Below are 22,243 nucleotides of genomic sequence, written 5' to 3'. Positions count from 1 at the left end.
TTTTTCCTATGAGAAGTAAGTGCTTGCCCCTGAGCGTAGATTGCATCTACGCTTCCATATCTGGGGAATATGTTATTCCATTTTTGGATAGATTTTCCCTCGAAAGGCTTAATAAAAATAGGCTATGATGGCGCTAACAATAAAATCATTAAACAAATAACAGACCTGAAATGCTCTTTGAACAAGTGGCTAAATCCATTATATATTTTAAAACCTAAGCTATTTTAAGACTCATTAACAAGTCTTTGGGTTTTTATACTATAAGAATAATTACTTTTAGAAAAAAATAAAAGACATAATTATGAGATGCATTTTGCCTATTCTGGTTTTGTTGTTTGGATTTAGTTCATGTTCTAAGTCACTGGAGAATTCAAATCATTCACTTAAGCCCTATACATTTACTTTTGACACATTGATGATCGATGCAAAAGAAGAACTTCTATTTATGGAGGTTGGATTTTTTGGGGCGACATTAAGCAATGATGAGAAACATTTATACAAACTTGGTGGTATGACTCCAAAGGTTGAGGTTATAAATATTGAAGACTTTAAGCTGGAAAAAATCTTAGAGTTTGATAGTGAAGGGCCTAACGGAATAGGGGAATTTATTAGTGACATAAAGGTCAATACCACAGGAGAACTTGTCTTGTCAAGTTATGAACGATTAGGAGTGTTTGACGAAGAAGGAAAAAAGATTTTTGATATCAGTCCAATAACCTTAGATTTCGATGATTTAGAAAGGGGTGAACAATTATACCCATTTACCATACTTTCTGACGATAAGAAAAAGCTTTTTACTCAAATTGAATCAAATACGAATGGCTTTGTTTATTTAGGAATAATTGATACTGAATCCAAAACACTTAAGAAGCTCAAAATTCCAGATTTCGAATATGCTAAAAAATTTAGATTTAGCTTTATGACTGGAAGATCTGGTGCGATTAATCCAACCGGCCCTTCCATGCAATTTTTGAATAACGAAATACTCTTCACCAATAAATATTTCAATACAATTTCAAGATATGATATGAAATCTGATTCTATGATCAATATTTCTTATGATCCAGTTTTGACTGCGGATAGAAAAATTGGAAACTATCTAATAGATCATGGTAGCTTTGAGAGCTTTCAAGATGAGATAGTTAAAACTGAAAAAGAAGTATCATTTGGGAAATTACTTTGGGATAGAAACAGTAGGGTTTATTACAGGTTTTCACAAATAGGAATATCGACTTTTGATGATAAGGGGAAAGAAAAAGTAGAAACCTATCAGGTATATTTGACAGTTTTAGATGACGCCTTCAATCCAATTGGTGTTGAAAAAGTAGATGCTTTAAATAAGATGCCAGAGCATGTTTTTGTAAAAAATTCAAAAATATGGCTTGACTTTAATATCAATGATGAACTTGCAGTTGTCCAAATGGGAATTCACTCCAAATAATTATATCAAAAACTCATAAAAAAAGAGCCACCTTTTTGGCGGCTCTTTTATTTTTATTCTACTGCTTTCACATTCACTTCAATATTCCCTCTAGTTGCTTTAGAATATGGGCATACTTCGTGGGCAGCTTCTACCAACTTCTGGGCTTCTTCCAAAGATCCAGCTTGTGGTATTTTGCAGATGATATCCACTGCCAAGCCAAATCCACCAGCTTCAGTTTTTCCAAGATGCGCTTTCACTGTGATCTCGGCATCATCCAATTTCACACCTTTGGCTACAGCACCCAATGCACCACCAAAGCAAGCTGCGTAGCCTGCCGCAAATAACTGTTCAGGATTGGTTTTTCCACCTGTTCCTCCAATTTCTTTTGGCATTGCAACATCAAAGTCCAATTGGCCATCATCTGTTTTTACGTGACCTTTTCTGCCACCGGTATTAACGGCTGTAGCTGTGTAATCAATTTTGATTTTTTCCATTTTTTAAGGTTGGTTTAAAGTTTTTACTAATTTGTTTACTTCAGATTTAAAGTTTACTAACGTCTCAGGCTCCCAACTGTTCAGGCACTCCAAGATTTTTGCAGGAATCTTTTCTGCTTTGGATTTCATGGATTTACCTTGAAAAGTCAGTTGAATCTCAACTTTCCTTTCATCGTCTTCACTTCTCACCCTTTTGATCAGGTTGTGACTTTCTAATCTTTTTAGTAGAGGAGTAAGTGTGCCAGAGTCCAGAAAAAGTCTTTTTCCTATTTCATTTACGGCCAAACCATCTTTTTCCCAAAGAATCATCATCACCAAATACTGTGGATAGGTAATCCCAAGTTCCTCCAAAGGTTCACGGTAAGCCTGAATGATCATCCTTGATGCTGCATATAAAGGGAAGCAAATCTGATTCTCAAGTAAAAGTAAATCTTGTTCTTTTGTCATCATTTTTAATTGTAAACAATTAAATTTAATACAATTTTACTAGAATAAAAAAACCGATGCTGTTTTTTTTGATTTATAGCTTATATCCATTTTCATAATTGTAGTGAAGCTTTGCACTTGCTTCCCAATCATGAGGAAATGTTTCTGTCTTGGGGTCCCAGGCAAGAGGTCTCTTTAATTCCTCAGCTATATTGCCAATAGTACAAATCGTACATGTACTGTGGCCCACTTCTACTGGGACAATTGGATCTTTTCTGGAAATTACTGATGTAATGAAGTCACTATAATGGTGGGAATATTCTTGTTTGGGAAGGATTCGTGTTGGCTTTAGACTTTCATCTGAAGATTGAAAAATACCTCTATTCACTTGAATCCATCCATCAGAGCCGATGAACCGCACTCCTTGTGGGCCTTTATCAAAAGGAGCAACAAAAATCTTTATTCCGTTTGCATATTCATAAGTTAGAGGGTTGTCATTCGATGCCGGAATTACATTTACAGGTCCATTTCTATCCATGCCTATTCCCCACTGCGCTATATCTAACATGTGGGCTCCCCAGTCTGTCATATGTCCTCCACCTGTCTCCTTGTACCATCTCCATGAGGCCCAAGATTTTTCGTTCGTTTCTGGATTTAGGCTGATTTTTGGGGCCAAAGCCTGATTATATTGTATTTGCTTCAAAGGGCCAAGCCAAGTTTTCCAGTCTAGACTAGCTGGAATCTCTTCTGCTGGCAGGTCGTATGGTTTTGGATGTTCTGGACTGCCTACATGCACCAATACCTTTTCAATTTTTCCAATCTTGCCCTTTTGGACCATATGTGCAGCATGTTGAAAATTCACCTCTGATCTTTGTTGGCTTCCTACTGCTAGTACAATACTATTTGCCCTTACAGCTTTGACTAACTCCTGTCCTTCCTTGATCGTGAACGTAAGTGGTTTTTCCAGATAAATGTCTTTTCCTGCTTTGCAAGCAGCTATGGCTGTCAAGGCATGCCAATGGTCTGGAGTTGCTATGACAACTGCATCAATATCATCCCTTTCTAGCAATTGATTAAAATCGGCATAAGTAGAAATCTCAACCTTATCTTTGCCATTCTCTTTTGTCAGCCGAGTTGCTCTGACTTGAAATCTTTCTCGCTTGTCTGAATCTACATCTGCACACGCCAATACTTGAACCCCAGGTATTTTCATCATGCCGTTGAGAATGCCCATCGCCTGCTGTCCAACACCTATAAATCCGAGCCTTACTTGATGGATATCTTTTGGATCGGTGCTTTTTTCATATGGAGAATATGCAAAAGAGGATAGGCTTGTAAGTCCTGCAATCGACAATAGAGAGTTTCCTATGAATTTTCTACGTGATGAATCTTTCTTTTTTTGGTTCATGGGTTATCGGTTTGAGAGTGGGTTCTGCAATGATTTTTTTCAAAGCAATTCTTAATAATAACATATAAAGTTGAGATCTGAAAAAGTACAATGAAAGATATGGTCATTAGGCCATTTCGGATACCATAGTCAAAGCATGTCTGCCCAAGTCTTGATTGCCTGATATTTGAACTCTATTAAATATACAAATTGATCTTAGAATGCCTCCTCAATATCATATTTCCACAAATAGAAAAAAGCTCTTTCCGATTCATCAAAGACTCTTCCAGGATTGGTTCTGATGGTAACACGAAACCCCTCATCATCAGAAATTTTCACCAACTGATGGCTACCAAAGTACGATACTTTGACTATTTTACCACTGAGTTGTTGCCCTTTGCGTTGGACCACCTCTCCATGTTCTGGTCTAAAAAGAAGTTTGACTGCAGCTTTATAATTCTTGGCTTCAACGTCTGCAATAAACCCAAACGAGGTATAAAACCCATCTTCACTAGGTGTAGCCAATATCTCATTCCTTTTTCCAAAAAAATTAGCTACATAAGGATTGATTGGATTTTCATAAAGGACTTTTGGAATATCTATTTGTTGCAAAAAGCCTTTATGCAAAATGGCAACCCTATCTGCCGTGGAGAGTGCATCCTTTGTGTCATGTGTAACAAAAATTGCTGTAATGCCTGTTTTTTTGATGATTTGACGTATTTCTTCACGAACTTGATCCTTGAGCATGGCGTCCAAGTTACTGAAAGGCTCATCCATCAAGAGAATTCTTGGGTTTGGAGCTATAGCCCTCGCCAAAGCCACACGTTGCTGCTGTCCACCTGATAGTTGGTGTGGATATTTGTTGAAATCTTCATTCAAACCAACCAACTGCAAAGTTTCTTTGGCGATTTGCGCTCGATTTCCTTTAGATTTTTGGATCCCAAACATGACATTTTCCAAAATCGTCAAATGTGGGAAAAGTGCATAATCTTGAAAGACCATTCCGACTTTTCTTGCATGGGCAGGTACTGTTTTTTTGCCTTCTACGATCACTTGACCGGAAAGCGAAATGCTTCCTTGGTCTGGATGCTCCAATCCGGCAATCAGTCTCAATAGCGTTGTCTTGCCAGACCCACTTTCACCAACCAAAGCTAATATCTCCCCTTCAGTTACATTGAAGGAAATATCATTGACAGCAAAGTCTTTGGCTTGGCCATATTTCTTGTTGATATGTTGAAGTGATAAGATTGGCATCTTTATAATAATATGTAAACTTATATTTCTCTTTTTTTGATCATCCGGTTAAGGAAGATGATCGGGATAATCCCAGTCAAAATAATGATTAAAGCGGCGTTCGCAGATTCTGCAATCATCTCGTTGGTCGCCATGTCAAAGGCTTTGGTTGCCAAAGTTTGGTAATTGAAAGGACGAAGGATCAAAGTTAAAGGTAATTCTTTCAACACGTCTACAAAAACCAACAATATACCTGAGAACAAACTGGATTTAATGAGTGGAAGATCTATTTTCCAAAGTGTTTTAGAACTTCTGATTCCCAGTAATCTACTGGCTTCGTTTACATGAATCCCTATTTTTTGAAAACCAGATTCTACTGGGTTGTAGCCTACTGCCATAAATCTTACGATATAGGCAAAAGTCAACGCGAACAGCGTTCCGGACAGGAAAAGTCCTGCAACTCTAGAAGACAATATTGTGTCATATATCCATTTATCAAATGAAAGTAGCGGAATCATTACTCCAACTGCGATGACTGCACCAGGTATGGCATAACCCAATGTTGCAATTTTTGTAATGCTCTTGACCCATTTGAATGGACTAAGTCGCAGTGCATAGAGTAGAATAATGGAAAAAAAGACAACCAAAACCCCAACAAGCGCTGCAAGCCCAAAACTTCTAAATATCAATAAGAAGAATTCTTGATTGACTACTTTTTCATAAGTCATAAACACCCATTGGAGTAACTGTAAAAAAGGAATAAAGAAACTGATCAAAAAGAGCATGGTGCATATCCCTGTGTAGAGAAATTTGCTTTTGGTAGAAACCTCTTTTCTTGCTTGTGGCTTATTGAGTCCGTTGACAGATGAATATTGCCGATTTCCTCTTTGGATAGATTCTAAGTATAATAAGGCAAAAACAAAAACCATCAAAATCGCGGCTAGATAGATGGCTGTAGTAGCATCGCCCATAGAAAACCAAGCTCTGAATATCCCGGTGGTAAATGTGTTTACACCAAAATATTTGACTGTTCCGTAATCATTCAAAACTTCCATCGAAGCAAGTGCTATTCCAGCTACGATTGCTGGTCTTGCCATAGGTAGTGCTACTTTGAAAAAAGTTTTTGCACGATTTGCTCCCAAGAGAGAGGAAGCTTCCTGCATTGTTTTGGATTGCTGCAAAAATGATGACCTAGCTATCAAAAATACGTAAGGAAATAAAGTGATAGACAAGATGAAGATTGCTCCAGGCAGGTTCATGATATCTATGAGACTGCCTTTAATTTGAATTCCAAATGAATTCCTTAGGAATGTCTGAATGGGGCCAGTGTAATCGAGAAGTCCCACATAAGTATATGCCATGATATACCCAGGAAATCCAAGTGGCAAAATCAGCAGCCATTCAAAATACTTTCTTCCAGGAAACTCGTAGCTGGAAACTAGCCAAGCTGTAGTCACACCAAGGACAAAGGTACTGAATGCCACTCCTAGTAGGATTAGGAGGGTGTTTTGAAAATACCCAAAAAGGAGGTTGTTGGCTATATGTGACCAACTACCTCCCGGGCTTGTAAATAGTTTGAATAAAATAGTGAAAAGTGGTGTGGCTACTACCAATAAAATCAGCAATGCAAAACCAGTCCACTTATTCCACCAATAATACTTTTTATCAATGATTTCCAACGCTTCTCTTTATTTCCATCCAATACGGTCAAAGACAACTACTGCATCTTTGTTGTATTTACCAAGTTCTGATAAATTGATTTCGTCTGCTTTAAATTCTCCCCATTCTTTTAACAAATCTGAAAATTCAGCTGATTTGTTTACTGGATATTCGAAATTTATGCTTGCCAAGAAATTTTGTGCTTCTACTTCAGACAAAAACTCAATCAATGCCGTCGCATTTTCTTTGTTTGGTGCATATTTTGTAACTGCAGCACCAGAGATATTTATGTGTGTACCTCTATCATCTTGATTTGGGAAGAACAATCCGACTTTTTCTGCAGCTTTTCTTTCTTCTTCATTGGAGTCATTCAACATGATACCAATATAATAGGTGTTTACTATAGCTACATCTCCTTCTCCTGAAGCTACAGCTTTTACTTGATCTCTATCGCTTCCTTTGGGGTCTCTTGCCATATTAGCCAATAGCCCTGAAGCCCAATTTTGAGCAGCTTCCTCTCCGTTATGGGCAATGATTGATGCCAATAAGGATTGGTTATATATGTTTTCGGAGGATCTTGTCAAGACTCTTCCTTTCCAAGCTTCTTCTGTCAAAGCTTCATAAGTGGACAACTCCTCTGGATTCACCCTCTCTTTACTATAAGCAAATATCCTTGCTCTATAGGTTAAGCCAAACCATCTGTTTTCAGGATCTCTGAACTTGGATGGAATGTTTGTTTCTAAAGTAGAAGATGAAATTGGCTGTACCAAATCTTTGTCAACTGCTCTCTGAAGCCTTCCTGCATCAACTGTGATCAAGACGTCAGCTGGTGAATTGGCGCCTTCCAACTCTAATTTTTGAATCAATTCATCCGCACTTGCACTTACGACATTTACTTTGATGCCGGTTTTTTCTGTAAACATATCAAAGAGCTTTTGATCTGCTTCGTAATGCCTATGTGTATATACGTTTACTTCATTTTTGCTTTCAGAAGATCCTCCACATGAATAGAGAAATCCTGCGATTAAGGCTAAAGAAACTGCTTTGAGGAAGTTTTTCATATTGATTTTTTTGTTTGACGAGCCAAAATTAATCATTATTTAAATCAAATCTAAATAAAAAGAAAAAGATTTTTATATTTGCATCAGGCTTCTGATGAGAGGTGAAAATAATGGTTTTTCAGATTTTAGATCAGGAATAAATAATGACAATCCAACAACTGGAATATATTTTAGCGATAGATAAGTTCAGGCATTTTGGAAATGCTGCTGAATCATGCTTTGTGACCCAGCCCACATTAAGTGCCCAAGTTAATAAACTAGAAAAGGAGCTTGAAGTTATTATTTTTGATAGGTCAAAAATGCCCGTAATCCCAACTGAATCGGGTGCTCAAATCATTGAACAAGCCAAAAAAGTAGTCTCACACAGCAAAGGGATATACGAGATCGTAGCACAACTCAAGGGAGATATAAGCGGAGTTATCAAGCTTGGTATAATACCTACTTTAGCACCTTACCTTTTGCATAGATTTATTAGGAATTTTATAGAAAAATATCCTAATGTACAGCTTCAAGTAGAAGAAATGGTAACTGAGGAAATCATCAGAAAATTGAAAAACGATGAGCTCGACCTCGGTATAGTTGTTACGCCCTTAGAAGAAAGTGGGCTGTTGGAAAAACCTATGTTTTATGAAAAGTTCTACGCCTATCTTTCTGAAGGACATCCTCTGCTTTCAAAGAAGACGATCAGTGTGTTAGATTTTGAGAGTACTGATATGTGGGTTTTGCAGCAAGGACATTGCTTTCGGGATCAAGTGTTGAATTTTTGTAATAAAGCAAAATTCCAAAAAATGAATTTCCACTATGAAAGTGGTTCATTGGAAGGCTTGAAGTATATGGTCAATGAATACAAAGGAGTAACTTTGTTACCTGAGTTGGCGACTTTTTATATGACTGAAAATGAAAAAAACAGATTGAGATCCTTTGAAGGAGAAGAGCCTACTAGAGAAGTTAGCATCGTTTTGACAAGGAGTTTTCTCAAACAAAAACTTGTAGCGCTACTCTACAATGAAATTACGGCTTCGATCCCTCAAGAAATGACATCAAAAGCACACGGGAAAATCGTCAGATTCAAATAAATTTTCATTAATTTCGATGTCGCTAAGCGGAAACTCTTTTCTGCTCCTTTCGTTTCTGTTTTCTATGATAAAAACCCCCTTTGCTTTATTGATCTGTTTGATGATCTTAGGATCAAACGCTAGTAGCTTTGGGCAGTCATTTTTCAGAAAATATGTCAACAGCCTGGTCAATGATACTTCGGATATCAGTAAGCCGCAGTTTTTGATATACCCCACACTTGCTTATGCCCCAGAGACAAGCTGGGAAATAGGATTATCTTCTCTATATGTTTATTATGCAAATAGGGATACCACAAACAGACTCAGTGAAATCAATGGGTTTACTTTTGTGACTCTAGAGAATCAATATGGTCTTTGGTTTGACCACGCGATCTACACAGATCAGAGCAAGTGGTTCTTTTTGGGAAGATTGAGATTTCAGAGTTTCCCCCTCAAGTATTATGGAATCGGAATGGATTCTCCATCAGAATACCTTGCTTTGGTAGATGCAAATCAAATACTGATCAAAGAAAGAGTACTTAGAAAAATCAAGAACAACTTATTTTTTGGTTTGGAAGTGGATTTTCAGAGACTGGCAGGTACTGACTTTAGATTAGCACCCGATAATCCCACTTTTCCTTTGCCACGAGGAAGTGAAGGCTCCACAAACATTGGTATTGGCGCAGGTTTAGTTTATGATAATAGGCACAATGTGCTGAATGTAAGAGATGGGTTTTTCTCAGAATTGGCTTATTTGCGCTATTCATCTGCCATCAGTACTTTTGGATTCAATTCTGTTATTTCAGATACGAGATATTATAGATCAATTAGCAAAAACACAGTTTTTGCTGCTCAATTACTAGGTCATTTCAATTCCGGAGATGTGCCATTCAATCAACTGGCATTGATGGGAGGAGAATCGATGATGCGAGGTTATTACACAGGACGATTTAGGGACAATAATCAATTGGCGACACAAGCAGAATTTAGGTTTTTGCCACTTCCTTTGGGATTTACGGATAGGATAGGTGCAGCTGTTTTTGGAGGAGTTGCCACAGTTTTTCCAAATTTTGAAAATCTGAACCTCAATAAAGTCGCTTGGTCTGCCGGTGGTGGCTTGAGATTTTTGTTGTTCCCTAAGAAGGATATTTACACCAGAATTGATTATGCTTTGACCAAAGAGGGATCCGGTTTTTACTTGTTTATAGGGGAAGCATTTTGATCAGGGAATCCGTGTTTAACAATCTTTAGAAAAGACCCATTAAGGGTTAACCTATTTGAAAGCAAATAAAATATTTTATTCAATAAAAATCTTTTTATAACAAACCCTTGAAGGGTTCTTGGGGTAAAATCGATTTCCCTAGCTTTTTAGTATTACATTTCTTCTAGGGAAAGCGCAAGGTAGGTAGGTTTGTAATTTGGAAGTTGGATTAAAACTGCTTTTGATTTCTCTATCAAAAGGGAGATATCAATTTTTTGTTTGTTTAGTTTACTTTAGCCAAAGTGCGCTGAAAGTTCCATTCAAGCTTAAGTCTTTCATTTTCATCTTCTTTTTGTCGTTGAAACTCCTTGATTATATAAAGCTTGAATTCTATAGAGATCCATGAAGCAAATTCAAGAGCAATATCCTTATGCGCATATGTTCCTCCATATCTTCCCGGTTTAGAGATGATTCCAATAGCATTTGTGGTTTCTATCCATCGCTTTGGCGTCAGAACGAAACTGTTTAATCCCGCTAATTTTCTAAACCCCTCGAATTCGAAGGGTTTAAAATTCGGGTTGTACATTACCTCCCAGAAACCTAAAAGCTCTACTGTGTTTCTATTTCTCATCCAGTTTTGAATAATAATATCAGTACTTGAAGAGTCTTTAAATCTTGCTATGTCGGTAATTGAAATGTAATCGTTTTGATCGCTTAGGATTAAAGTGATTTCTGTCCCTTTTACATTTATTTTTTTGTTTTTAGCCATTGTCTTCTACTTTAAAAAAGATTCTTGAAAAATTATCTTCCTCAAGATCGGAAATTTTGAGCTCTAAGAAAACAACCCCTGATACATTTCTTCTAGCTTGCTTACTTGGATGACTTTGATGGAGTATTTGGCCATATCCATGCCTTTTACGGCATATTTGGAAACCATGATTCTTTTGAATCCCAATTTTTCGGCTTCCGCTATCCTGTTTTCGATACGATGTACTGCTCTGATTTCCCCACCCAAACCTACTTCTCCAGCAAAGCATAAATCTGCAGGAACAGGTGTGTCTTCGTAGGAAGAAATCAAAGAAGCACAAACCGCCAAATCCAATGCGGGATCGTCCACCCTTAAGCCCCCTGCAACATTCAAGAAAACATCTTGCTGACCAAGGCGCATTCCGCCTCTTTTTTCCAAGACAGCCAAAAGCATATTGAGTCGCTTGGCATCATGCCCTGTACTACTTCGTTGTGGTGTGCCGTAAGTGGCGGGACTTACTAGAGATTGAATCTCAATCAAAAGAGGTCTGTTTCCCTCCATCATTGCACCGATGGCAACTCCGTTGAGCAATTCTTCCCTTTGGGTAAGCAAAATCTCAGAAGGATTTGCTACTGGCCGAAGTCCCTCAGCACGCATTTCATATATCCCCAATTCGTGTGTTGAGCCAAATCGATTTTTTGAAGTTCTGAGAATTCTATAAGTCAGATGTCTGTCACCCTCAAATTGCAGCACTGTATCTACCATGTGTTCAAGAACCTTTGGACCAGCTATCGCACCGTCTTTTGTAATATGACCTACCAAAAATACTGGAGTGCCAGTTTCTTTGGCAAATTTCATCAACTCTGCTGTACATTCCCGCACCTGACTTACTGATCCAGCTGCTGATTCCACATGTTTGCTGTGGAGTGTTTGGATGGAATCAATTACCAGCACATCAGGATTGAGGACTTCTATCTGTTGAAAAATGGATTGTGTATTGGTTTCAGAAAGTACATAGCAATTTTCGGATTTGAGAGGCATTCGTTCTGCACGCATTTTTATCTGCGATTCGCTCTCTTCACCAGATACGTAAAGGATCTTTGTCTGATTGAGCATCAGGGCGATTTGGAGCATCAAGGTGGACTTTCCTATCCCAGGCTCGCCACCAATCAAAACCAAAGATCCAGCAACAATCCCACCTCCCAAAACACGATCCAATTCGGCATCATGCGTAATCAATCTCGGTTGATCCTCAAAATTTATTTCTTGCAATCTCTTTGGTACACTGGCTCGCTTTTCCTTTGCACCACCTTGCTTCCATGAACCACGACCTACTTCTTCTTTCTGCACCACTTCTTCCACATAGGTATTCCATTCTCCACATGAAGGGCACTTGCCAAGCCACTTAGGGCTTTGAGCACCACAGTTTTGACAGAAGAAAGTTGTTTTGGTTTTGGCCATTTAATTTTAGATTTTAAAGGGTAGATTTTAGATTAGTGGGATTTGATTTAGGATTAGCTTATTGGGTTGTTAATGAAGTGTTTTGGAGGCCGTTGAATTGGGAATTATCCGAAATCCGCAGTAAATGACTGTAAAAGGTTGATTGACAAAAAGAAAATCTTCTTTTTATCACTTGCTAGTCCAATAGAAAACAGCATCTCAATTAATAAAACCTGAAAGGTTTCTGGAGCTTAGGGATTATCAATTCTTACTATAAAACACTTTACCTACTCTATCAATATGTCCTAATAAGTCAGGATTTGATATATCATGATAAGTAGAAACATCAAATTTGTATGGAAGCATAAGGTCATCCAATGCAAATTCTATTTCTTGTTGTGTGGTAAGGTTTAGTTTTTCACCAAATAAGCATAAATCAATATCTGATGCAGGCTTGAAATTTCCCATTGCCCTGGATCCATAAATTTTAACCATAGCGACTTCCATAAAATCAGAAAACACGCTTTGAATTTTCTGAATGTCTTCCAGATCTAAGCCGCAGTTTATTTTGTCAGCTGAATTGATCATTATTGCCATTTTTTTTTGATTCCATATTTCTTTCAAAATCAATGAAAGCTTCGTGGTATTCATTTAAAATCTTAAAATAAATCTCCTCAGCAGTTTTGTTGTTATATGTATGGGAGGTCTTGTTTCTACTTCCTATCATATCCATCCAAACTTTTCCATTTTCTATTAATTGAAGTTGAAAGGCTTCTCTAGTTGCGTCTCTGCTTCCCCCTATCATTTGTATTCCTTGATATGAAGCATAATCCTTCATTAGATTCCAAGCTAATTCGTGGGTATATTCAAAACGTTGTATCAAACCTTCTTTTATCATCTCATTCAAAACATCATTAACATCCTTATCAGCATCTTCCTCAAGGTTTTTATGAATAAAATCAACAGCGTCTGTGAGCTTTTTCAATGCTTTTTTGAAATTTGAGAAGCGTTGTTCCCATCTGATGTCTTCTTTCATGTTTGTTTAAATTTTTTCTGTTAAATGAAGAAGTTCAACCCTGTCTGACGCGAGGCGGGCCAATTCGGGTTTGATTGCATCTTCGCTTCTCACTTCGCAATCCAACCTTCCTGCTTTCTTCTCAATTAGTGTGCTTCCAACCAATCTTTACCTAGTCCAACTTCCACTTCCAACGGCACAGTTATTTTTACAGCATTGGACATGATCTTTGGAATTTCTTTTTTTAGAAGCTCCACTTCATCTTTGTGGGCGTCGAAAACCAATTCATCATGTACCTGAAGAATCATTTTGGACTTCAATTTTTCTTGGATCATCCAATTATGAACTTGGATCATTGCGACTTTGATCATGTCTGCAGCAGATCCTTGTATGGGTGCATTGATGGCATTTCGTTCAGCAAACCCACGCATTGTTTGGTTTCTGCTATTGATGTCTCTCAGGTATCTTCTTCTTCCCAAAATCGTCTCTACATATTCATTTTTTCTAGCTTTTTCTATACAGCCATCCATATATTCTTTTACAGCTGAAAACTCTTTGAAATAAGAATCAATGATTTCTTTGGCTTCTGATCTTGGTATACTTAGCCTTTGGGAGAGCCCAAATACAGAAATTCCATAAATAATTCCAAAGTTGGCTGTTTTTGCCTTCCTTCGCATGTCTGAAGTAACTTCTTCCAATGGAACTTGGAAGATTTTGGCTGCAGTAGTAGCGTGGATATCCCTGCCGTTTTTGAATGCCTCTATCATGGATTCATCCTTTGCAAATGAGGCCATTATTCTCAATTCTATCTGAGAGTAATCAGCCGCCAAAATCACGTGGTTTTCATCCCTTGGAACAAATGCTTTTCGAATCTCTCTTCCTCTTTCTGTTCTGATTGGGATATTTTGAAGGTTTGGATTGATAGATGATAGCCTTCCTGTTGCTGCTACAAATTGATTGTAAGTAGTATGGATTCTGTTTGTCTTGGGATTGATCATGGTAGGTAAAGCATCCACATAAGTGGATTTGAGCTTTACCATTTGCCTATATTCCAAGATGGCGGCTGCAATTTCGTGCTCTCCAGCCATTTTGCTCAACACTTCCTCACCGGTTGCGAATTGGCCTGTTTTGGTTTTTTTTGCCTTTGGGTCCAATGCAAGCTTTACAAAAAGAATCTCCCCAAGTTGTTTTGGTGATGCTAGATTAAACTCTTCTCCAGCCAATTCATACACGCGCTGCTCTATGGCTTTGCTTTCTTCTTCTAAGATACCCGACAATTCTGCCAAACTCTCAGTATCAATTCGTACCCCTTCAAATTCCATTGCAGCCAAGACATTGATAAGTGGGTTTTCTACTTCATGGAGTAGTTTTTCCAAGCCATTCTCTTTGATCATAGGATCAAAAGTCTGCTTGAGTTTCAAGGTGATATCAGCATCTTCTGCTGCATAAGCCGTCACTTCATCTTCATCTACATCCCGCATATTCCCTTGATTTTTCCCTTTTTTGCCAATTAAGGATTCTATGGAAACAGGCTTGTAATTCAAATATTGCTGGGCAAGCCAATCCATGGAATGTTTCCCTTCGGGCTCTATCAGGTAGTGGGCAAGCATGGTGTCGTAGAATTTTCCTTTGACTTCCATTCCATAGTTTTTCAAAACCAGAATGTCATACTTTACGTTTTGCCCGATTTTGGTGATTTTTTCATTTTCAAAAAGCCCTCTAAAAAGCTCAAGCTTTTCTTTGGCTTCTTTTTGGTCAGCTGGAAATGGGATGTAAAATGCTTCCCCAGCAATGTAAGCAAATGAAAGCCCTACCAATTCAGCTTCATTTGGATTCAGTGCGGTAGTTTCTGTGTCAAAGCAGAATTCCTCCTGTCTCTCAAGATAGCTGATCAATTCTAAAATTGCTTTTTCTCCATCTACTTTATGATAATCATGGGCAGATGTGAGGATATTGTCATGGAGTTGGATTGCTGGTAGTGGGTTTTCTTCTGCCGACACCTCCAACTCTGCTTCTTCCTCTGTAGGTGCAGGGCCTGTGAAAAGCCCCAATTGTTCACTGACTTTTATCTTCGGTTTTTTGATGGCTTCGCCAAAAACTCTTTGAGTCAAGGATCTGAATTCCAGTTCTGCAAAGAGTGCTTTTAATTGTTCCTCTTTTGGGCCGTTATACTTTAGGGCTACTTCGTCAAATTCAACTGGCACATCGAGACTAATAGTTGCCAACTCTTTGGAAAGCAAACCTTGTTGTCCGAAATTTTCTACATTTTCCTTTTGCTTCCCTTTCAGTTCGTGGGTGTTTTTCAACAATTCCTCAATCGACCCATAAGCCTTCAGGAGTTTTACGGCAGTTTTTTCTCCAATTCCGGGGATTCCAGGAATATTATCCACAGCATCTCCCATAAGTCCTAAGATATCTCTTACCTGGTCTACATTTTCAATATCCCACTTTGCACAGACTTCCTTAGGTCCCATGATGTCCACGGCGTTCCCCATAAATGCAGGCTTGTAAAGAAAAATATGTTCTTCTACTAATTGCCCGTAATCCTTGTCTGGAGTCATCATAAAGACCTGGAAACTTGTTCTTTCTGCTTTTTTGGCAATGGTACCGATGATGTCATCAGCTTCAAAGCCATCCAATTCCAAAATTGGAATATCAAAAGCTTCTACAATTTGCTTCACCCAAGGGATACCAATTTCAATATCTTCCGGTTGTGCCTGCCTATTTGCCTTGTAAGCTTCAAACTGTACGTGTCTGAAAGTTGGCGCTTTGGTGTCGAAAGCAACAGCTATGTGTGTTGGGTTCTCTTTTTCAAGCACTTCCAAAAGTGTGTTTGTGAAACCAAGCATAATGCCTGTATTGAGTCCTTTGGAATTTATTCTTGGGTTTTTGCTAAATGCAAAATGTGCTCTATATATAAGTGCCATTGCATCAAGCAGAAAAAGCTTTTTATCTCCTTTTGAGGACATGTGAAGGTGGATTTTGAGTTGAAAATGTATTCAAGTTAATGGGAAAGCCCAGGTCAGTATAGAAGGCTAAATTACAAATAATAATGAAAAGGAAAGGTGCAATTTATTATCATTTCAGGAATTAAATTATTACATTTCTCTTCAATTTATTTCCTCTGGTCTAATTTTTGGAAGTAAAACAGGTGACGGTGACATTTGGACCCGTATTTCTAAATTATTTATCAACTTAAACAAATCAACATGAAAAAGATCGCGTATTTTTTATCAATTGTATTTCTGTTTATGGCTTTTGCTCCAACAGCAATCGCTAAAGATTCGAAAAAAGAAAAAGAGGTACTTACTGCTGAACAGCAGGAAAGGCTAGATGAAATCAACCTTAGGGTTGAAGAGATTAAATCTTTGGACTTTGCTGATATGACTAAGGCCGAGAGAAAAGAAGTCAGAAAAGAGTTGAAAGAAATGAAAGTTGAGGCAAAAGAAATGGGAAATGGAGTTTACCTTTCTGTAGGTGCCATCATCATTATACTATTGATTCTGATTTTATTGACATAGGATAGAATTCTACATAAAAAAAAGCCTCACAGTGATGTGGGGCTTTTTTATTGTGAAAAGTTTGAATGAATCAAGACGACTTTCCATTAAGGGCATCGACCAATTCTCTTTTAAGCTTTCGTTCACGATCCAGTGTGTTTTTTCTGTGTTGCTCAAATTCTTCAACAGTTTCTTCAAGATTTTTTCGCGCTATTGAGATGACTTTGTGGCTTTTGCTGTATTTATATAAGAAAAATAAGAAGGCAATCAGCAGTCCAAAGACGATTGTCCACATGATCGTATTGTATGCGTTTTTGTGGATTGGGATTCCAAGAAAGAAAAAACTATCTCTTGCCTCCAATGCAGCATCCAAATCATCATGAGTGCTTTTTATGTCCTCCTCAAGCTCATTGATTTTTGCTTGTTGATCTTTGACTGTAGCATGAATATCAATCAATTCCTTCTTGAACACTTGCAAAGAATCCAGAACATTGGATTTGATTTTATCAAGATTTGTTTTTTTGACTACTTTATATTCTTGAAAATTATTTGAAATACTGTTGATATAATCAAATTGGCTTGAAATAGTTCCGCTGTTTAATGAACCCGTTTCTTCTACATTACTTTCCTGGGCTTGACTGGAATTAATAAAAAATGAAGTTGCGATCAATACAAGTAGAATGGTTTTATTCATGAGGTGATTGGTGTTTTATACGAAATAAAGTTAATATAAATAATTTAGGTTTCTTGATTTTGATGACGAATCAATAACTGTGCCTTTCTACACTCAAAATCAGATTAAAAAACTCAAACGAAAATAGAACGGAATGTTATATGTTAATTTATAAATATCTAAAATTTCAACATTAACAGAAATTCCTATTTTAAAAGATTGAGCTTAAAATTTTCTATAATTGACTTATTCTAAAAGTGGTGTAAATAATGTGTGCTTGCTTTTTTTGAAACAACAGTAAATCTGACAAATGCAGAAAGATTCGGCAAAATAATATTTAACCTTTTTTCGAATTTTTCCGTAGAATAGTACAAAAAAAACAAAAACAAACTATATGCTTTGTTATAGGCTTATGAATAAATTATTAATAACTGTATTTCTAGTCTTTTCCCTTTCAGAAAATTTATTCGCTCAAACAGAACAAGGCATTTGGATGGTAGGTGGTCAGTACACTTTCAACTCCGAAAATACACTCAGACTTGGTTCACAGATTACACCTGACACAAAAATTTCACGCAACGCTTATGGCATTTTGCCACAAGTTGGATATTTCTTTAAAAAAAATTGGGTAATCGGTGTGGATTTCGGCTATCATCATTCAAGGTCCTCCATAACGAATCACCAAACAGGGGAATTAGTAAATAGACAAAATCAATGGACGGGTCGAGGTGGAGTATTTTTGAGGCGTTATTTACCGATCAATGAACAAGTGTATTTTCATTTGCAAGGAGGATTAGCTTACACATTCGGTGATATAAAAACCATTCATCTACAAAATGATGCAATCGTACGGAACACTAGAGCACTCAACATGCATACTCAAGCGGGAATTACTTACTTTCCAAAAAGATGGATAGCCATAGAAGGAAATATTAACCCTATCTCTTATAGCTTTAGCCAATCAAAAACCCCTCAAATAAACGGAGAACAAAAAGAACTTGACCATTCCTTTTCTACGGGCTTAAATGGTGATTTTTTATCTTTAGGGTTTAACTTATTCATAAGTAAACCAAGATGAGGCATATTTTATTCACACTCGCTTTTTTTGTTTTATGGAGTTCCTCCTTGGCACAGGTTGAAAAAGGATTATGGTTTATTAGTGGTCAAGTGAATTTAGACCTTAATAATACCGAAAGATCTGATATTATTTACAATTCAGGATCAAACTATGAAAGCTCCCAGTTTACTCATGCGATAGATTTTTCTCCAAGAATGGGGTATATGTTAAGTAATCATTGGCTTATTGGGGCTGACATCAATTTGGGTAAATTAAAATACTCATCGGATCAATTTCATATTGGATCTTCACCTTCGAACATTAAGCAATGGATAGATTCATATGGATTTGGTTTATTCACCCGAAGGTTTTTTGACATGGATGAAAACTTGCAGATTTTTGCAGAAGGGAGAATAGGATATTATTGGCTCGAAGAACGATCTGGAGTTAATAGCTCACAAATACAAACTAACCGAACTCTTGAAAATTATGGTGGCCATTTGTCTGTAGGACTACATTACTGGATGCTTCCTAATTTATCCTTAGAAATAAACACTCGCTTTTTATCAGTGTCTAACCAAGAAATTGATTTCCCTGAGATTGATTCGCGTCCAATACCTATAAAAGAAATAAATCGGGGTCTCAGATTTTCTTTTGGTCAATCAATCGGTATAGGATTCAATTTTATCTTCTAAAAACTTAAATACCTTTGAAGATAGCTTTTTTGATTTCACTCAAACTTTTGAGGTTTTGCATGCTAAAAAAGTGAAATCTGATTAAACCTACATTGTCAATTTAAGAAAAGAGACAAGGAGTTGGCCAAGGCCAACATCCTTACTTATCTTTAAATCAGGTATTGATAGAGATCGACATTATAAAATTTTAAAATGACCGATAGATAAAAAGCTAAGAAAAAATATGATTTTGAAAACCCCAATTGCATGAGGATGTCGCAGTTGAACTTGATAATGGGGTTAGTCCATTATAGGAATTTTTACAGAGCCGTACCCGATTGACATTTCGCAGAGCCCCATTTTTTTTAAGAGACCTTTTGAAGGTTGAGAAAAAAAGGCAATACGATCCTCCATTGCTGATTTAGAAGAACTCTACCACCGGAACTACAATCACCTTTTTAGTAATCCCCCCATGAACTATTCCAAGATGTTTCATGAGATATCTTCAAGCACTTCGTCGCTTCTTTGAAGCCAGGGAGAAACTACCTTCTCATCGACATAGTAAGATTCCTGAAGAAAGAAAGGAATTCCACATGCGCTGGAAGGTAGTATCTTGGCTGTCTAGGGAAACAGAATAATGATATTTACTGCACTATGAAAATAGCATTGGCCATGATTAGTTTCCCTGCTTCCCAAAAGCTTCTAAACATTGGGTTGTCCACAAGATAGACTATCTTTCCTCTACCTTGATATTCCATTCCATATACCATAGATTGATTCATTTGAGGCTTCAGTTTATTTCCAATAAATCCAAATCTATATTGATCTAAACTCTGAATCGTACCTACATTCACACCGTTTGTCAAGTATGCATAACGTCTTCCATTATTTTTCAAAGTGTAATAGTTTTCCCCAACTCCAAATGAAAGCGGGTGGGTTTGATCCATTTTGACTTCAAAGATAGCACCTGCTGCTGAAGTAGATATTCCCATTCTCTCACGATCTTGGAAGGAGCTTAATCGCTCAATTTTCTGAATTTCTGCATCTGCTTTTTGCTGCGCTTTTTTCTCTTCTTCAGTATCGAATCTGCTCAAGTTAAATCCTTCTTTATCAGAAAACATTCCTACAGATCCTTCGATGGCAATAGCTTTTCCGCCTGCTTTTACCCAATCCATTACTTTTGTGAAGTTCCCTCCATTCAGGTAATTGCCAGATGGCAATATCAACACATCATATTTGCTCAGATCGTATCTACCCAACATATCTGCCTCAAGTATGGTAACAGGATAATCTAGCTCCTGCTCAAAGAAATACCAGATTTCCCCGAAATTCAATGATGATGTTCCAGAACCTCCTACTACAGCGACATTTGGTGCTTTGATCACTTTCACGTCCGATGAGCCAAAGTCTTTCCCTTTGTCAACATAAGATGTATTGGAAGTAGTAAGTTTGATTTCAAACTTATTGGCCAGATCGACTACTTTTTTATCATAATCAGCTACCCACTGATTGCCATTTCTCATGATCAAAAGTGTTCCGGCATTGTAAGACTGCCCATTGATTTCAAAAGGATATTCCGCAACTCTTGCTCTAATACCAGCCTTTAATAATGCCCCAAGATACTTTGCATGTTTGGTAGCATTCCAAGGTGCAATATATGCCAATGGCGTACCTTCCACAATATTTACCTCAAAAGCAGATTTCTCAAAAGACTTTGCAGCATCTAGCTTCGTCTCCAAAGCGTAAGCCTGAAGTCCATAAGCATAAGGTAATGCCCAACTTGTAATATCATAAGTGATGCTGTCCTCCAAAGTAGCTTCAGGTTCAAATAAAACCTGAGTAAGGACTGATTTTGGCTGATATGCATTGACAATGATGTCTTTGTCAGTGGTGGAAAAAGATGCAGATTTACCAGTATTATAATCCAAGCCTCTCAGTCCGGACCTGTTTCCAGCAAATCCATAGCTAATTTTATTTTTATCCAAAAGTTTCAACAAAGCAGCCAATCTATCAGGTTGACCTTCTCCTTTGATTACAAAGCTTTTATACTTTGCACGTGGGTTTGTACTATTGCTTTTGAAGTAGTTTGTGAATTCCTCGGCTAATCTTTCTGCATTCTTTGAGGTAACTTCTACAGCGGAAATACCCGCAGTATGCTGATGGATGATCCTTTCTTCCAAAGTAACTGTGTCGCCCAGTGCATTGAGCATCCCTAGACCCGCACGACCTGAACCGCCTTTTTCGATGGTCATACCAATGGCACCATTGTACATCGGGTAGGTATCCCCATAAGATGGATACAGTAAATCAAATCTTTCTCTTGTGAAATACTGCCAGTTATTTGCATCAAACTTCGCGGCAGTATTTCTTCCATAAATCTCTTGGAACTCATGCTGAAATGGTGAAACTTGCTCGTGAACTGGCTTGGCAGCAGGTGCAAAGTAAAATGGTTCGTTGATACCTTGTTCGTGATAATCTACGAATAAATGTGGCATCCATTCGTGATAGAGCTTGATTCTTTGTTCTGTTTCAGCTTGCGTTTGCCAAGCCCAATCCCTGTTGAGGTCCATCATGTAATGATTTGGTCGACCTCCAGGCCATGGCTCAGAATGTTCTGTTGACTGCGGATCCGGCTGAAGGATCTTATTGGCTTTTTGGTTGTACCATACTGTATATCTATCTTTTCCATCTGGATTTGCACATGGATCCACGATTAGAACTTGATTTTTCAACCATTCTTTGGCTTCAGAATTGTTTGGATTTGCCACTTCCCAAAAAGTCATCATAGCAGCTTCTGTTGCTACGGCTTCATTGCCATGAACATTGTACTGCATCCAATTGATCGCCACTTTGGTGCTTGGACTACCTTCCAACATTCCTGTTCTCTTGAGGTTGTCAGTCCTGATTTGGTCAAGGTTTTGAATATTCTCTGCAGAGGAGACGATCGCTACAAACAAAGGTCTGTGTTCTACCGATTCTCCATAATATTTTATTTGTACATTAGGTAAAGTACTTGCCAAATGTTCGAAATAATCTACTACTCTGTGATGAGGAGTAAATCTTTCTCCTGCTTTATAGCCCAAAAATTCATCTGGACTTTGTTGGGCCAATGCAAACCCGGATATCAAAAGCGATAAGAATAGGGCGTAAATTTTTCTCATAAATAAAGAATTAAGCTGAATTAAATTTGTGGACGG

Annotated in this window: 20 protein-coding genes; 7 read left to right on the top strand and 13 right to left on the bottom strand. The window is 37.6% G+C overall.

All coding sequences use genetic code 11. The features are described 5' to 3' along the window. Nucleotides 1-301: 301 nt before the first annotated feature. Nucleotides 302-1,441: a DUF4221 family protein gene (locus MM213_RS15435; RefSeq protein ID WP_241413699.1), complete on the top strand. Its 1,140-nt coding sequence runs from the start codon at nucleotides 302-304 to the stop codon at nucleotides 1,439-1,441. A gap of 53 nt (nucleotides 1,442-1,494) precedes the next feature. Here MM213_RS15435 and MM213_RS15430 read toward each other — a convergent pair whose 3' ends face one another. The 6 genes from MM213_RS15430 to MM213_RS15405 form a co-directional block, all read right to left on the bottom strand. Further along, nucleotides 1,495-1,917, bottom strand: coding sequence for an organic hydroperoxide resistance protein (locus tag MM213_RS15430; protein WP_241413698.1), 423 nt, complete (start codon nucleotides 1,915-1,917; stop codon nucleotides 1,495-1,497). A 3-nt stretch (nucleotides 1,918-1,920) separates the two neighbouring features. Next, a complete protein-coding gene (locus tag MM213_RS15425; protein ID WP_369413940.1) occupies nucleotides 1,921-2,367 on the bottom strand; it encodes a MarR family winged helix-turn-helix transcriptional regulator in 447 nt (148 codons plus the stop codon). Between the two features lie 70 nt (nucleotides 2,368-2,437). Further along, nucleotides 2,438-3,751, bottom strand: a complete 1,314-nt coding sequence (locus MM213_RS15420; protein ID WP_241413697.1) for a Gfo/Idh/MocA family protein — start codon at nucleotides 3,749-3,751, stop codon at nucleotides 2,438-2,440. 195 nt (nucleotides 3,752-3,946) lie between these two features. Continuing rightward, on the bottom strand, nucleotides 3,947-4,984 hold the full coding sequence (locus MM213_RS15415; protein ID WP_241413695.1) for an ABC transporter ATP-binding protein: 1,038 nt from the start codon (nucleotides 4,982-4,984) through the stop codon (nucleotides 3,947-3,949). 20 nt (nucleotides 4,985-5,004) lie between these two features. After that, on the bottom strand, nucleotides 5,005-6,642 hold the full coding sequence (locus MM213_RS15410) for an ABC transporter permease (protein ID WP_241413694.1): 1,638 nt from the start codon (nucleotides 6,640-6,642) through the stop codon (nucleotides 5,005-5,007). Nucleotides 6,643-6,651: 9 nt separating this feature from the next. After that, a complete protein-coding gene (locus MM213_RS15405) occupies nucleotides 6,652-7,683 on the bottom strand; it encodes a Fe(3+) ABC transporter substrate-binding protein (RefSeq protein ID WP_241413692.1) in 1,032 nt (343 codons plus the stop codon). Between the two features lie 143 nt (nucleotides 7,684-7,826). Here MM213_RS15405 and MM213_RS15400 point away from each other — a divergent pair, with 143 nt between their 5' ends. After that, nucleotides 7,827-8,759: a hydrogen peroxide-inducible genes activator gene (locus tag MM213_RS15400; protein WP_241413690.1), complete on the top strand. Its 933-nt coding sequence runs from the start codon at nucleotides 7,827-7,829 to the stop codon at nucleotides 8,757-8,759. Between the two features lie 100 nt (nucleotides 8,760-8,859). Next, on the top strand, nucleotides 8,860-9,960 hold the full coding sequence (locus tag MM213_RS15395; protein ID WP_241413688.1) for a BamA/TamA family outer membrane protein: 1,101 nt from the start codon (nucleotides 8,860-8,862) through the stop codon (nucleotides 9,958-9,960). A gap of 262 nt (nucleotides 9,961-10,222) precedes the next feature. On the opposite strand, the gene MM213_RS15390 is transcribed toward MM213_RS15395, so the two are convergent. From MM213_RS15390 to polA, 5 genes are all read right to left on the bottom strand, one after another. Then, nucleotides 10,223-10,708, bottom strand: coding sequence for a KilA-N domain-containing protein (locus MM213_RS15390; RefSeq protein WP_241413686.1), 486 nt, complete (start codon nucleotides 10,706-10,708; stop codon nucleotides 10,223-10,225). A 63-nt stretch (nucleotides 10,709-10,771) separates the two neighbouring features. Continuing rightward, the gene (gene radA, locus MM213_RS15385; protein ID WP_241413684.1) at nucleotides 10,772-12,148 is read right to left on the bottom strand and encodes a DNA repair protein RadA; all 1,377 of its coding nucleotides are present in this window, start codon (nucleotides 12,146-12,148) and stop codon (nucleotides 10,772-10,774) included. 240 nt (nucleotides 12,149-12,388) lie between these two features. After that, on the bottom strand, nucleotides 12,389-12,715 hold the full coding sequence (locus MM213_RS15380) for a nucleotidyltransferase domain-containing protein (protein WP_241413683.1): 327 nt from the start codon (nucleotides 12,713-12,715) through the stop codon (nucleotides 12,389-12,391). Beyond that, a complete protein-coding gene (locus MM213_RS15375; protein WP_241413682.1) occupies nucleotides 12,699-13,163 on the bottom strand; it encodes a nucleotidyltransferase substrate binding protein in 465 nt (154 codons plus the stop codon). The genes MM213_RS15380 and MM213_RS15375 overlap by 17 nt, the downstream gene beginning before the upstream one ends. Nucleotides 13,164-13,288: 125 nt before the next feature. Next, nucleotides 13,289-16,111, bottom strand: coding sequence for a DNA polymerase I (polA, locus tag MM213_RS15370; RefSeq protein ID WP_241413681.1), 2,823 nt, complete (start codon nucleotides 16,109-16,111; stop codon nucleotides 13,289-13,291). Between the two features lie 240 nt (nucleotides 16,112-16,351). Here polA and MM213_RS15365 point away from each other — a divergent pair, with 240 nt between their 5' ends. Beyond that, entirely contained in the window at nucleotides 16,352-16,663 is a 312-nt protein-coding gene (locus MM213_RS15365; RefSeq protein WP_241413680.1) for a hypothetical protein, read from the top strand. Between the two features lie 70 nt (nucleotides 16,664-16,733). Here MM213_RS15365 and MM213_RS15360 read toward each other — a convergent pair whose 3' ends face one another. Continuing rightward, on the bottom strand, nucleotides 16,734-17,336 hold the full coding sequence (locus tag MM213_RS15360; protein WP_241413679.1) for a hypothetical protein: 603 nt from the start codon (nucleotides 17,334-17,336) through the stop codon (nucleotides 16,734-16,736). Between the two features lie 391 nt (nucleotides 17,337-17,727). Between MM213_RS15360 and MM213_RS15355 the strand changes: the two genes are divergently transcribed. The 3 genes from MM213_RS15355 (at nucleotide 17,728) to MM213_RS15345 (ending at nucleotide 19,684) form a co-directional block, all read left to right on the top strand. Then, nucleotides 17,728-18,393: a hypothetical protein gene (locus MM213_RS15355; protein ID WP_241413678.1), complete on the top strand. Its 666-nt coding sequence runs from the start codon at nucleotides 17,728-17,730 to the stop codon at nucleotides 18,391-18,393. After that, nucleotides 18,390-19,067, top strand: a complete 678-nt coding sequence (locus MM213_RS15350) for a hypothetical protein (RefSeq protein WP_241413676.1) — start codon at nucleotides 18,390-18,392, stop codon at nucleotides 19,065-19,067. Before MM213_RS15355 ends, MM213_RS15350 begins: the two co-directional genes overlap by 4 nt. Before the next feature lie 473 nt (nucleotides 19,068-19,540). Further along, nucleotides 19,541-19,684 (top strand): hypothetical protein, encoded by a 144-nt coding sequence (locus MM213_RS15345; RefSeq protein ID WP_241413674.1) that lies wholly within the window; start codon nucleotides 19,541-19,543, stop codon nucleotides 19,682-19,684. 6 nt (nucleotides 19,685-19,690) lie between these two features. On the opposite strand, the gene MM213_RS15340 is transcribed toward MM213_RS15345, so the two are convergent. Beyond that, nucleotides 19,691-22,207 (bottom strand): M14 family metallopeptidase, encoded by a 2,517-nt coding sequence (locus MM213_RS15340; protein ID WP_241413673.1) that lies wholly within the window; start codon nucleotides 22,205-22,207, stop codon nucleotides 19,691-19,693. Nucleotides 22,208-22,243: the final 36 nt, after the last annotated feature.

It is taken from the genome of Belliella alkalica (assembly GCF_022549785.1).
GTDB lineage: Bacteria > Bacteroidota > Bacteroidia > Cytophagales > Cyclobacteriaceae > Belliella > Belliella alkalica.
Note: the sequence above shows the minus strand (reverse complement) of the source record. Positions and strands in the feature narration are given on the sequence as shown.

Bases quoted from the DNA above. Each gene is read 5' to 3' on its own strand.
- MM213_RS15350 (WP_241413676.1), top strand. From the start codon at position 18,390: ATGAGGCATATTTTATTCACACTCGCTTTTTTTGTTTTATGGAGTTCC.
- MM213_RS15415 (WP_241413695.1), bottom strand. From the start codon at position 4,984: ATGCCAATCTTATCACTTCAACATATCAACAAGAAATATGGCCAAGCC.
- radA (WP_241413684.1), bottom strand. From the start codon at position 12,148: ATGGCCAAAACCAAAACAACTTTCTTCTGTCAAAACTGTGGTGCTCAA.
- MM213_RS15405 (WP_241413692.1), bottom strand. From the start codon at position 7,683: ATGAAAAACTTCCTCAAAGCAGTTTCTTTAGCCTTAATCGCAGGATTT.
- MM213_RS15420 (WP_241413697.1), bottom strand. From the start codon at position 3,751: ATGAACCAAAAAAAGAAAGATTCATCACGTAGAAAATTCATAGGAAAC.
- MM213_RS15345 (WP_241413674.1), top strand. From the start codon at position 19,541: ATGAGATATCTTCAAGCACTTCGTCGCTTCTTTGAAGCCAGGGAGAAA.
- MM213_RS15360 (WP_241413679.1), bottom strand. From the start codon at position 17,336: ATGAATAAAACCATTCTACTTGTATTGATCGCAACTTCATTTTTTATT.
- MM213_RS15435 (WP_241413699.1), top strand. From the start codon at position 302: ATGAGATGCATTTTGCCTATTCTGGTTTTGTTGTTTGGATTTAGTTCA.
- MM213_RS15340 (WP_241413673.1), bottom strand. From the start codon at position 22,207: ATGAGAAAAATTTACGCCCTATTCTTATCGCTTTTGATATCCGGGTTT.
- MM213_RS15355 (WP_241413678.1), top strand. From the start codon at position 17,728: ATGAATAAATTATTAATAACTGTATTTCTAGTCTTTTCCCTTTCAGAA.
- MM213_RS15430 (WP_241413698.1), bottom strand. From the start codon at position 1,917: ATGGAAAAAATCAAAATTGATTACACAGCTACAGCCGTTAATACCGGT.
- MM213_RS15400 (WP_241413690.1), top strand. From the start codon at position 7,827: ATGACAATCCAACAACTGGAATATATTTTAGCGATAGATAAGTTCAGG.
- polA (WP_241413681.1), bottom strand. From the start codon at position 16,111: ATGTCCTCAAAAGGAGATAAAAAGCTTTTTCTGCTTGATGCAATGGCA.
- MM213_RS15365 (WP_241413680.1), top strand. From the start codon at position 16,352: ATGAAAAAGATCGCGTATTTTTTATCAATTGTATTTCTGTTTATGGCT.
- MM213_RS15390 (WP_241413686.1), bottom strand. From the start codon at position 10,708: ATGGCTAAAAACAAAAAAATAAATGTAAAAGGGACAGAAATCACTTTA.
- MM213_RS15380 (WP_241413683.1), bottom strand. From the start codon at position 12,715: ATGATCAATTCAGCTGACAAAATAAACTGCGGCTTAGATCTGGAAGAC.
- MM213_RS15425 (WP_369413940.1), bottom strand. From the start codon at position 2,367: ATGATGACAAAAGAACAAGATTTACTTTTACTTGAGAATCAGATTTGC.
- MM213_RS15395 (WP_241413688.1), top strand. From the start codon at position 8,860: ATGATCTTAGGATCAAACGCTAGTAGCTTTGGGCAGTCATTTTTCAGA.
- MM213_RS15375 (WP_241413682.1), bottom strand. From the start codon at position 13,163: ATGAAAGAAGACATCAGATGGGAACAACGCTTCTCAAATTTCAAAAAA.